We start from the raw sequence: 11,754 nt of genomic DNA on the forward strand, positions 1-11,754 counted from the left end.
TTAGTTGATTGCGGAGCATCGGCTCGAATATCTAATATTTAATAGCTAACGGCGCCTTTGCCGTTATCAATACACTAATTCGAATTTAACGGGTGGCAGCATGCGGCCGGCTTGGCGACGGACGAGGGTGATGGCGTTGCTGCCATCGCGCAGTAATGCTGGGTCGATTTCACACAGGGTATCGTAGCCGGTGCGGACGCCTTGCTTGATAGCTTGGCAACGGTGATTTTGGTTGCCAGAGTCGAGTTGCAGTTGCATGAACACATCGCTACGCCCCGAGTTAGCGAACACGTATACTTTGCCGCCTGGCTCTTCGCCGCGATAACTTAAATACACTTGTTGAATGCTGTTACTCTGCTCACAAGAGCCGGGTACGGCGACCATAGCCATCTCGTCAGCTGAGAGCTTATTTAACACATCAGTATGCTTACTGGGATATTCCACAGAATATAACTCAGCCTCTGCGGCTGCGGCCATGCGGTATTCATTTTCTGAGCTGTAGCTACCATCGCGCGAATGCACTTTCAAACAAATAGGTTGATCTAAATCAACTTGTGGCACTCGTACGGCAAGGTTTCCACTAAGGTTGGGAGAAGCATACACCACCCCAACTAAGATGCGGCCACTTACTGGTACGTTGGAGGCGTACGACTCAGTGAAGGCTTCTTGCGCCAGACGTAATTCTTGAACGGGGGCAGCTAAACTCACGCTAGACCAGAGGCCTATTGCGCTTAAGGTTAGGCTACCAAGTGCGATTTTTGTTAGCTTTTTGACATATTTCATCAGCAGTTTCGTCCTGTAAAACGGCTATTACTCTGTTAATCTTTCGTAAAGATTGCGTAGCTATGGGCTACTATGCCTGTAATAGAAGCACCATTCAATAGCAGCTAATTACTTTTTTAGCTATTTCAGATTTTTTTGTTGCAATGCGTTTACAAATTATTTACCTTAACGCTAGTGGCAAAGTATACAATTATATAACAATTTGCCTTGGACCTCTCTCAGCTTAGTTAGTTATTGGTATACAGGCTAGGTTGGGGGAACGTATGGAAAGCTCGTTGGAGCTTACGGAGAGACTCTTATTATGAAAAAATTAATCATTCCTGCTTTGTTGGCTTCAATGTTAACGCTTGCCGGTTGTGGCGCTACTACCAGCGATGCAGCCAAGTTAGATCGTAATCTTGCGATTGCCGAATTAACTGAACAAATGGATGAGCTGGGCTACGAGCGCATCACTGCGTTTCCTGGTATTCAAGACTTCTTAAATATCGTGGTAGATATCACTGAGCGTCAGAAGAAAGTGATGGGCCTATATCGCACTCAAGCAGAGAACCATGCTGATGTGCAGGCGTTCTTGTATGCGCAGCGTGAAGCAACGCCAGAGCAGTTGAAAGCCGCCATCATGGAATTTGATTTAGGCGCAACCACTGAAGCAGAAAAAATTGGTCCGAAGATCGATGCTTATCGTGGCGCGATCGCAGAAGTTTCTGCAGCTAACCAAGAATTATTTGAAGAGATTCTAATTCAAAGTGCTCAAGGTACTTACCTACTGACTCAATACGGTACTGAAATTGCCAAAGCTACCGCAATTTATCAAGCACAAAGGCTGATGCTAGGTGGCGGTGAAGAGCAAACCGTGAATAATAACATTTACCTGGCTATGACTCGGGCTATGGATCAAATCGATTTGGCGACTCAAGCAAGCGACCTTATTTCGATTGACCAAGATACCATGTTGGCGATTGATGCTTTGCAAGCTGAATTAGAAGCTAAATAAGCTATTAAGTAAGGCACTGGCTGATAAGGCCAGTGCCTACTGTTGCAGCTGAGACCTTTATGGCATTCATGCTAAAAAAATCAAGATCAATCCTGCTCATTGTTGTGGCTGTAGCCCTGGCAGGTTGTACGTTATCTCCGACACCGCAGCAGCGCGCAGAATGGCTGATAGCGAGTGGCGAAGATTCTATGGTTGAGCTGCAGCAAGAGTTGGCAGCTCAGCGGGCGGTGCCCTTAGCCCAAGACGGCAAATTAGGTGAGCTCAATAAATCGATGGTGGTTGTAGTTGAGCAAACCGAGCTCTGGCTAAGCCAGTATCGCCAATGGTTATTGCAATATCCGCAGCTTTATTTGTTGCTGCATGAGTGGCAGCAGCTCGATGAAACCGAGGCATCGCTGCAACAGCGGTTGGAGGCATTAAGCCCGGCTGAAGTGGATGCGTTGGTGACGGAGTTAAAGGCACAGTCGAGCTTCACAGCGCGCCTGGCTCAGCTTCGTGCAGATCATCGACTGGTTTATGAAAGTTATGAAGCCTTAGGGGCTGAGGCTCAGGAGGTGTTGGTGGAGCTGGGGACAGAGATAGCAAAATCCATGGGTGTTATAGCTTACCCGGACCCAGTACCCCAGACCCCCGAAAATAATCTGTATGTGGGATTCATGTATTTGATCGATATTTATGACCTTACTGGTGGGCTTTTAAGCGACGCTGATTCACAGCTACAGCTGTTAGATGGATTAGAAGGGGCGCTGTTGATGCGGCAGCAAAGTGAGCCGTCGCCCGCGCTTGCAGCAGTTTCTAGCCAAGATGATTGGTCAGGCTTGTTTCGTGATGACATTTTAGCAGGTATAGGATTGGTGCGTGCTGCTGATGGGTATCAAGCCGAGTATCGCTTTGCCGATTGGGAGCAGTTTTCGCCGCACTCTTTGCAGCAACTAGCGGCGGTGCCTGAGTTACTGATACAGCAATTAGAGCTCGCGATAACAAAGCCTCAAGGTGCAGCTCAACTTGTGCGGCGGCTGGACGATAATCAACAATTGTACGGGCGCTGGCGCGAGCAATCGCAACGATTACAAGCATTTGAACAAGCTCATCAGCAGCAGCTTAAGCAGCACCGAGCACTGTGGCAAGTGGATTTTGTGATGGGGTCGGATGACTCTAGGTTACAAGCCGAGCACAACCTGTACGTTGCGCTTAGCTTTACGCGTGACCAGTTAGCTTGGGTGCAAGCAATCAATGCCAGAGTGGTTGGGCAATTGCACGATGCGTTGAGTAAAGATCATGAGTTTTATCATTTAGGAACGGAACTGAATTGATGCACACATTTTGGATGCACACAGGTAAGATGGCGATGCTGTTGGGGCTGCTACTAGCGCTGCCCAGCGCGGAGGCGCAACAGTCGCCAGCGCAATCTGCAACGCAGCCGGCTACCCCAACGGAGGCCGATTGGCCAGATTGGGTGTTTGCGCCGGTCTCGGATTATCCATCAACCCACTTATATGCAGTGGGTTTTGGCGTTTCTAAGGCGATGGCGCGGCAGCATGCGCTGGCTGAAATTAGCCTGCAAGTATCGGCTGATGTGAATACCTTACAGCGCAGTGTGTTGGCGCGTAAACGTAGCGCAGGTGCTACTGAAATTCAGGATGATTTTAGCCAAGTGACGCTGTTAGAGGCGCTGGGTTTGCAATTAGAGCAAGTAGAAGAACAGCAGAGTGCCCTGTTAGAAAATGCTGATGGTAGTCAGGTTGCGGTGTTGTTGGCGGTGCCTAAGGCCGCGATTGTTGCGGGTTTGCATGACCGTTTGCGGCCCTTAGAGGCGTTGAATTTTCCGTTTATGGATGACGCCAGCGAGCAAGGGCGAGCACAACAGTTATTGTGGAGTTTACAGTATCGGCAGAGTATCGACGATGGCTTGCGCCTAGAGCGCGCCATGGCAGCGTTAGGCGGTGGCCAACCGATGGCGCGGATGCATTTAGAACAATTGCAGCGCGAGGTACAGCAAGTGTGGCAGAATATGGGCGTACGGGTGGTTGCCAATTATGAATTGCAGCCCTTGGTAGGCGCCTTATCGACGCAATTGCCAGCAGCTACCGACAGCGTACTCTGGTTACGGTTAACGGAACAGCGTAAGCGCGGCCAAAAACAAGGTAAGTTTTTAGAACAGCGTGTGGTACAGGTGCAGTTAACCAGCCCTACCGCGCCTTTTACCGTGTATCAGCAACAACAGTTGCGTAGTATCGGTGAAGGAGCTAGCGCCAGTGCCGCTGAGCAAGCTGCGCTGCGCAGCATGCAACAACAATTAGAACAGCCCCTGCGGGCATGGTTATTTTTATAGTAAAGGACAACAAATATGAAGTTTGCCAAATTAGCCGTATCAGCTATCGCTTTGAGTGTGTTGGTGGCGTGTCAATCTACCGCACCTAGCCAAACGCAAAGCACCAAGGTGTCGAATCGGTCATCTGGAGTAAATGTTGCCAAGGCACCTGAACAATTCAATGATAGCGATATTTCGGTACCGGCATTTTTTAACACACAAGGGCTAGAGAACTGTACCTTTGATGTGGATAACGAACATCCTGCGTGTCCTTTGAAAAAGCCGATTGTACGCATGTACTTTTCGGGCACTGACGTGGGTGGCGAAGGCCAAGGCGTTGATGCTCTGCGGGCCTACGACGATACCCAGTTGCTGTTTATGCTAGAAAACCAATTCAGTGGTATTAACCGCTACCGGATTGTAACCCGTGATGATGCGGTGATTGATGCTGAAAGCGCCACTGTGTTAGAGCAGCAGGGCGCAGCAAAAGCGGCGGAATACTTTAGTGGTTCAGGCCCGTTACTGCCTGATTACGTGGTAAAAATTGATACTTTACGCACGGTTAAGAACGAAGGTTCGATTACCGGCTGGATGGATTACACCTTGGAGCTTACTGCGGCTACCATCAATCCGCGTACCCGTGAGATCATGTCGTATCCCAACCTAGGTAAAGTGCGGGTGAAATCAGAAGAAGTGCGCGACCGTAGCGAGCTGAAGTTTATCATGGCCAATAACCGTTACGTTTCGGGCTTCCGCTATAACGACAGCGCTCATGTAAACGCAGTGATCAATGATATGGCGTCTCGCGGTATTGATATTTTGCTGACGCGGATGCTGTCAGAAATGCCAGCTTCGGCACAGGTGTTAGGCATTAAAGGCGACCAAATTAGTTTAGATCGGGGCCAGAATGCCGGTGTGTTACCTAACGAAACCATGATTGTGTTTCAATACGAAGCAGGGTTTGTGGAGCCGATTGGGGTTGCTCGAGTGCAGCCGTCGATTAATAGCGCCAACGGTACTATCGTGCGTTGGAAAAATTCGCGCTTGGCCGATCAGATTGAACGTTCAGCCAGCAATGGTATTTATCGTCCAAGCAATGGCGTTAAGATTTTCGCCATCAGTGTCGGAACTCCAGCGGGGTTCTTGGAGAATAGAACATGATAAAAGCACGCAACCATACTGCTAAATTACCAGCAGTGGCGATGCTTTCGGGGCTGGTAGCGCTTGCGTTTGGGGCGGCCCCGGCAGCACACGCCAGCTCGATTAGTTTTAATAGTAATGCCGATATTACCGTGCAGGCTTGTGCCTATGGGCGCGGTGCAGCAGCCATTGCTCAAGCTGAAGCGCAGGCGGCGGCAGAATTAGCGGCTTTTGTGAAAGGGCCTGCGCTGCTCCAATTGAATGAGGTAGCTGACTCGCTAACTACCACCAGTGCCGCTGAAGCGACGCAGTGGGTACAGAGTTTGCAAGAGGCCAGCCAAAGTGGCATCACGGTCGCTAATTTATTTGTGCAAAGTGGCCAACCCTGGCTGCAAGGTTCAGATACTTGCGTCAGCATGACGCTGGTGCGAGGTACGGATGTCGGTGGCGCTGATGCCTTGGATGGCGATATCGTATGGGATGATGCCAGCCGTGAAGTTGCGGTGGTGGTGAACGGCGAAGGTTGGCCGAATAAAGCCAAGGGCTTAAGCGCGCAACAAGTGGCGGAAGTTGATGGCTTGCGTCGGGCGGTATCGCAAGTGGTTGGGGTGTGGTTGCAGCAAAACTACAGCCAGTACTCTAACTCGTCGATTGAACAAACCAATGACGAAGTGAACGAAAGCCTTAAGGATGTGGTGGCGCAACAGTTGCACACTCGCAGCAATGGCTTGGTAAAACGTTGGCAGTTATTGGATACCCAGATGCTGAGTGATGGCGGCGTTAAGTTAACCCTAGAAGCTGTGGTTGAAAAGCAAGAGCTAGCGCAAGCGGCGCAAGATATTTTGACTGCGATTGGCTCGCCACGGGTACGGGTGATGGCACCGCAACCGCTAGCTGATCATTTGCGCTTGTGGCTGAATCAGCAAGGTATTGAAGTGAGTGAGAATGCCAGTTTATTGGTGAATGCCAATGCCGATGTGCGTGTCAGTGGCAATAGTGCACGGCTGCATTTAGGCGTGCAGGTAGAAGATGCCGCCGGTAATCTTTATGGCCAGTGGAACAATAACCCGGCCTTATTGGCGCTGCCTAACAAAACCGGTATTCATCGCGATTTATTGGATGTTCATTTAAGCCATGAGCAACAGCGCGCGGCCTTAGCCAACGCGTTGCATGAGGCTTTTACCCAGATGGTAGCGCAGGGCGGACTGATTCATGAAATCGCCATTGCTCGACGCTATTTGAGTAGTACCGCAGAGTTGCCTGGTGTGTTGCAGACCATCGGTGGTGTGCGCGATGTGCAGGTAGCTGGCAATGAGCAGTTAGTTACGGCGCAGTTGCGCTATAACGGCAGCGCAGCGGAGTTGGCGTCGGTATTGAGCCAAGTACTGCCACCGTTATTAGCAGCACCGTTACCGCAGGCGCGAATTGATAACGCCTATAAAATTAAATTTCTATAAGTTTAAGTAAGTTAAGGACAAATTATGAAACATTCGTTGATTGCGGTGGTTATTAGCAGTGTGATGGGTTTGAGCTCAGCAGCTACCATGGCACAAGATTTTGATTTAACCGACATGATGCCAGCGCGACCAGGCCAAGCAGCGCCAACCAGCGGTGATTATGAAGTCAAAGATAATGTGGTGGTAGCCAACGATGAAGCCACAGCGGTGACCGTGGCGCACCAAAATCTGATGGAAAATACCCAAGATGGGGTGATGACCATCGCGGTAGGTAGTGGGATTGGGGTGTTATCTACAGGTTCGGCAAGTTATCAATTGTTTGATAACCCGAATGCCAGTTTGTTGAGCAAACGTGCCGCCTACAACCAAGCGTTTTTGGTGGCTAAAAAAGGCTTAGTAGAGCACCAGAAAGGTGTGAACGTGGTTTGTAGTAACCTCGTGAGCATGAGCATGGACTTTATTGACAGCGGTACCGATGGTATGGGTAACGAATCTGTGAGTTCAGAAGAAGCTTGTAGCGAGTCGGTGAACGGCTCGGTGGCAGGTTACGTTACTTACGATGTGTTTGATGATGTGGACACCAAGCGGGTACGGGTGAGTGTGATTTCAACTCCAAAAACCCGTTCGATTATTCGTGACAACGTGGGTGCGTTGAATGTAGTGACCGACCCGAACGAAGTGTTCAAGCAAGTGGTAAGCGACATTCAAGATGGGGTGATGCCCCCGATGGGCGCTAAGGTATTAACTAATGCCAATACCGGCGAAGTGATTGTGATGGGCTTTGGTTCGTCAATTATTCGCCAGAATAGCAACCCACGGTTGGCTTCGCGTTTAGCCGATGCGGCCTTGCGTCAGTCGCAAACGCGGGCGCGCGCTGCCTTGTTAAGCACCATGCAAGGCGAAGAAGTTTACTGGCGTGGTAGCTTTGATGAAAGCCAAGTAGAGAGCACTGAGCAATTTACTTACGATGATCCGGTATTGGCTGATCCTGAGAATGTTACCCGCTTAGAGCAAGATAAAGTGACTTTCTTAAACCAAATGCGGCAAAGCGATGACTACGGTACTTTGACCAAAGGCCAGTTGCCGCCGGGAGTAGGTTTGCGTTCGTTTGTCTCTGAAGATGGCTTTTGGCAGTACACGGTGGCTGTGTATGCACCATCATTAGAAGCTACGGCGCGGCAGAACGCCACTAATGCACCAGGGCAAGGCAAGTCTAATGCCCGTGGCGGATTGAACGAGCGTGCCAAGAACTCGCAAGGCGCGTCTGGCAAAGTTAGCGATGAAGATAACTTGTAATGCTAGCCGCAGCTCATAAAGTTGGTGTGTTAGCGCTGCTAGCTGGGCTTAGCCTAGCTAGCTTTACGGCGATGGCGGCTGGTATGAACGAGCCGGCGCAGCAACGCCAAGGTGAGATCCTAAAAAGTAAGAATATGCCCGATGGCATGCTGCGCAATGCCTGTACCACCGCCATGCAAGCTGAAGATATGGCGCGGGTTCGGGCGCGCTTAGCCGAGCAGGTCGGTTTTGCGATAGACGAGCAGGTGGGTTACGTTGAAGCTGAGGTGACTAACTTTAAGCTGAGTAGCAATGCCGATGCGCATGTTTGTACGGGCATGGTGAGTATTACCGATATGCCGCTGAGCATTGCCGCCACAGCGGTACGTGCTGCTTGGGCGCAATACCCTGAGTTAACCCCAGAGCAGTTAAAACAGTTGTTACAGGTTGCCTTAAGCCATGGTGCGACTGCTGCTGATGGAGCTGCTCTGATTGCTAAATTGGCGCCTGCGCATCAGGGGTTGGCGTATGCCAAAGCCAACGTAGACTTAGCGGCGCTGCAATTGGATGATGCGCGCTTAGCGGTGGCCGAGTTAATGCTACAAGGCGGCGAGATCGCAACGGCCATGATGCTGGCTAACAGCTGTGGTAGCGTGGCCTGCAGAAAATTGCTGCCGCAAATCAAACAGGAGTTACGCGCGTATGAAGCGAAACAAGCGATGGACCTCAACAGCTACTTTGGCAACTAGTATGAAGCAAGCTGGTGCTTTGCGCATGAGTGCGGTGGCCTTGTTGTTGGCCGTGGCGATGCCAGGTGCGGTGTTGCACGGTCATGCCCAGCAAGCGGATTTTGAACGCTTTAAGCAGCAAAATAAGGCCCAGTTTGAGAAGTTTTCGGAGCAGCGCGAAGCTGAATTTCGAGCTTTTGTGAAACGCTGGCAAGATGCCGAAAAGAACTACGTAGAGCAGCTTAAAGAGCGCTGGAACGATGGCATGGTGTCGGGTAAAACCAAGTGGGTGAGCTACTCCGATGACCAAAGCCAGCGTACCATCATCGATTATGAAAATGACACGGTGACGGTGGAGTTTTTAGCCTCTGAGACGGCCGGTAAATCTGAGGCAGCAGTGCGGGCTGAGGCTGAACAAGTGTTAGCCAAAGCGACCGGAACCTCGTTAGCAGAAGCTGTGGCCCAAGATCCTATTCATGTGAATGCTGGGGTGAATCTTGCGCAATTAAAAAATTCGCAGCAGATGCAGCAAAGTTCGTTGTTAGGCGGGGTGTCGGCAGCTGAGGTGACGCAGCAACCAGCGCAAGTAAAGCGCCAAGGCAAGACCACCTCAGTGACCATTCAATTGCCCACGAAAGTGAGCAGTGAACGGGCGCAACGTATGTTTCCGATTGCTGAAAAATATGCCATGCAACGCGGTTTGCCGGTTGAATTGGTGATGGCGATTATGCACACTGAGTCGAGTTTTAATCCGTTAGCGCGGTCGCCGATTCCTGCTTTTGGATTGATGCAAATTGTGCCTACCTCGGCGGGCCGGGATGTGACTGAGTTCTTAACCGGCCAGCAACGGGTGTTATCAGCGGAATATTTGTATGATCCTGAGCAAAATGTGCAGGCTGGTACCGTGTATTTGCATCTGCTTGGTAACAGGTACTTTAAGCAGGTGGAAGATCCCGTTAGCCGGATGTATTTGGCGATTGCGGCCTACAATACGGGGCCTGGTAACGTGAGTTTGGCGATGGCCCAAACGAAATCGCTGAGCGATGCGGCGCAGCGAGCTAATGGTATGAGCGCAGCAGCCGTGTATGAGCATTTGATGCAACATTTGCCGGCTACTGAAACCAAGAATTATCTGCGCAAAGTTGTGCAGCGACAGCAGTTTTATAAAGAGGAATTACAATCATGAATAAACACTCTAAAGTTTTACAATTGGCGTTAGCCGGTGCTGTAGCTGCCACCTTAGCGGCTTGTAGTTCTAATGATGGCGCGCAAACCATGCGCGAGGTTACTAAAAACGAAACGGATAATGCGCCTAGCTGGGTGTTTTTGCCGGAAGTAGAAGGAGCTCTCGCGAGCTCTCAGTGCGTGCAGTGGAGTGGCCAGATGCAAGTCGACCGGGCCCAAGTGATTGCGGCCGCACGTGCTGATTTGGCGCAACAGATTCGTACTCGCGCGGCGGTGTTAGATAAATCTGTCAGCGCTAAAACCATTGAAGGCGTAAGCGCCATGGTGAGCAGCAGTTTTGCGCAAGCTAGCACCCAATTAAGCTCTGAAGTACTTGAGGGGGCGATTCCGAAAGAAGTGACTTTGGCGCAAATCGATGGCCAAAAACAGCTGTGTGCATTGGTTGCGTTAGAACAGCCAGAAGAAGTCTTTAACCAGATGGTGGGCATGAGCGGCATGCAATTAGACCCAACCTCTGAGCAGGCTTTGTTTGAACAATTTATGATTGAGAAAACCAAAGCTGAATTAGAAGAGATGCTGAAGTAATTCACATATTTGTTGATACAAATAAAAAGGCAACGCGATAATGCGTTGCCTTTTTTGATTTGAAGTTCTAAAGGGCTGTTAGAACGAATACATGGCCATGAATTGGAGACGGGTTAGGTCGCCATCAAGGTTGTTGGCTGTTTCACGAGTAGCGCGTGAGATTTCGGCACCAAAGGTGAGTTTTTTGTCTACAGAGTGCATGACGTTGACGCCAAAACGTTGGGTGTAATCGGTGGCACTTGAGGTTTCGAGATTATCGGTATTATCGGCCCAGCCGCGGCTGAAGACGAAGTTAGAGCGGGTTTTCTCGTTCCAGTTGTGGCGATAGGCCAAGGTTACGCCCATTACATCCAGTGCCTCTAGGCTGCCATCGCTGGCAATGTAAGCACCGTTGAAGGTGTTTAGACCCATGTAACGACCAACGCCAGAGCCGGCAGTAAAGGAGGCACGAATGTCGTTACCATTGCCGAGGCTGTATTTAGCACCAAAAGTGACACCGTAACCAGCTACGGTTTCATCATCGCCGTCACCGTCAATGTCATGTGCTAATTGACGCACTAAACCAGCAACGCTGTAGCTGAAGTTATCGCTTTTACCGGTGTACTTCATGGTGATATCCGGCATGATGCCTTCAGAGGTGGCCAAGCGTGATACTGCTCCGGTGCCAGAAACAAGGCTAACTGTGGTTTCTGGGTTTTCTAAGGAGAAGCTTAGGTTACCTTGGGTATAGCGGACTTGTGGCTGGCGCATAAACACCATGCCGTCGGTAGCCCCGATAAAGTCTACGGATTCAGGCAAGATACTCAGATCTTGGAAGTTGGACCAGGTTTGGCCAATGGTCCAGTTCTTGTACTTCAAGAAAGCCTGACGTAAGCGCGGCGCGTACGAGTTAGTAATACGCTCGTCACCACTAGGCACCGTCATAAAATCGATTTCAATACGACCGGTGATGGTTTCGCCGTTCTCTAAGCCCTGTTTCACATCAAACCAAAAGCGTGATTGGCGCGCATGAAAGTCGGTGACAGCATCGTCACCTTGACCACCTACTGGGGTTAGGCTAGGAATATAGAACTGACGACCGATGTTTTTGTCGCTACCAGAACCGGCTGAACCATCCGAATAATCAGACATCATGGCATCAAGTTTTACGTAGCCACCGAATGACCATTCGGGGCCCTCTGCGGCTTGGGCATTGAATGCCAATCCGCTGAGTACTGCACCGGCAATCAGCGATTTGGTTAGAGTTTTATGCAGCATTGCTGTGCTCCTTGTTGTTTTTAAAATCAAGTTCGTATT

At 50.2% G+C, this 11,754-nt stretch carries 11 protein-coding genes; 9 read left to right on the forward strand and 2 right to left on the reverse strand.

From position 1 onward, the window contains the following. Nucleotides 1–66 precede the first annotated feature (66 nt). On the reverse strand, nucleotides 67–783 hold the full coding sequence (locus tag AB8S08_RS02795; RefSeq protein WP_369743474.1) for a hypothetical protein: 717 nt from the start codon (nucleotides 781–783) through the stop codon (nucleotides 67–69). A 301-nt stretch (nucleotides 784–1,084) separates the two neighbouring features. Here AB8S08_RS02795 and AB8S08_RS02800 point away from each other — a divergent pair, with 301 nt between their 5' ends. From AB8S08_RS02800 to AB8S08_RS02840, 9 genes are read left to right on the forward strand one after another with little or no spacing between them, the layout of a single operon-like run. Next, the gene (locus AB8S08_RS02800; RefSeq protein WP_369743475.1) at nucleotides 1,085–1,777 is read left to right on the forward strand and encodes a hypothetical protein; all 693 of its coding nucleotides are present in this window, start codon (nucleotides 1,085–1,087) and stop codon (nucleotides 1,775–1,777) included. 59 nt (nucleotides 1,778–1,836) lie between these two features. Beyond that, the gene (locus AB8S08_RS02805; RefSeq protein ID WP_369743477.1) at nucleotides 1,837–3,090 is read left to right on the forward strand and encodes a hypothetical protein; all 1,254 of its coding nucleotides are present in this window, start codon (nucleotides 1,837–1,839) and stop codon (nucleotides 3,088–3,090) included. Continuing rightward, on the forward strand, nucleotides 3,090–4,109 hold the full coding sequence (locus AB8S08_RS02810) for a hypothetical protein (RefSeq protein WP_369743478.1): 1,020 nt from the start codon (nucleotides 3,090–3,092) through the stop codon (nucleotides 4,107–4,109). The genes AB8S08_RS02805 and AB8S08_RS02810 overlap by 1 nt, the downstream gene beginning before the upstream one ends. 15 nt (nucleotides 4,110–4,124) lie before the next feature. Further along, on the forward strand, nucleotides 4,125–5,249 hold the full coding sequence (locus tag AB8S08_RS02815; RefSeq protein ID WP_369743479.1) for a hypothetical protein: 1,125 nt from the start codon (nucleotides 4,125–4,127) through the stop codon (nucleotides 5,247–5,249). After that, on the forward strand, nucleotides 5,246–6,685 hold the full coding sequence (locus AB8S08_RS02820) for a hypothetical protein (protein WP_369743481.1): 1,440 nt from the start codon (nucleotides 5,246–5,248) through the stop codon (nucleotides 6,683–6,685). The genes AB8S08_RS02815 and AB8S08_RS02820 overlap by 4 nt, the downstream gene beginning before the upstream one ends. A gap of 24 nt (nucleotides 6,686–6,709) precedes the next feature. Further along, nucleotides 6,710–7,981, forward strand: coding sequence for a hypothetical protein (locus AB8S08_RS02825; RefSeq protein ID WP_369743482.1), 1,272 nt, complete (start codon nucleotides 6,710–6,712; stop codon nucleotides 7,979–7,981). Beyond that, nucleotides 7,981–8,709, forward strand: a complete 729-nt coding sequence (locus tag AB8S08_RS02830) for a hypothetical protein (protein ID WP_369743484.1) — start codon at nucleotides 7,981–7,983, stop codon at nucleotides 8,707–8,709. Before AB8S08_RS02825 ends, AB8S08_RS02830 begins: the two co-directional genes overlap by 1 nt. Further along, complete coding sequence (locus tag AB8S08_RS02835) at nucleotides 8,663–9,874, forward strand: transglycosylase SLT domain-containing protein (protein WP_162014454.1); 1,212 nt, start codon at nucleotides 8,663–8,665, stop codon at nucleotides 9,872–9,874. Before AB8S08_RS02830 ends, AB8S08_RS02835 begins: the two co-directional genes overlap by 47 nt. Continuing rightward, nucleotides 9,871–10,458 (forward strand): hypothetical protein, encoded by a 588-nt coding sequence (locus tag AB8S08_RS02840; RefSeq protein ID WP_110076063.1) that lies wholly within the window; start codon nucleotides 9,871–9,873, stop codon nucleotides 10,456–10,458. The genes AB8S08_RS02835 and AB8S08_RS02840 overlap by 4 nt, the downstream gene beginning before the upstream one ends. 78 nt (nucleotides 10,459–10,536) lie before the next feature. On the opposite strand, the gene AB8S08_RS02845 is transcribed toward AB8S08_RS02840, so the two are convergent. Next, a complete protein-coding gene (locus tag AB8S08_RS02845; RefSeq protein ID WP_110076066.1) occupies nucleotides 10,537–11,715 on the reverse strand; it encodes a DcaP family trimeric outer membrane transporter in 1,179 nt (392 codons plus the stop codon). Nucleotides 11,716–11,754 lie beyond the last annotated feature (39 nt).

The organism is Pseudidiomarina sp. PP-1MA (genome assembly GCF_041200125.1).
Lineage (GTDB): Bacteria > Pseudomonadota > Gammaproteobacteria > Enterobacterales > Alteromonadaceae > Pseudidiomarina > Pseudidiomarina fusca.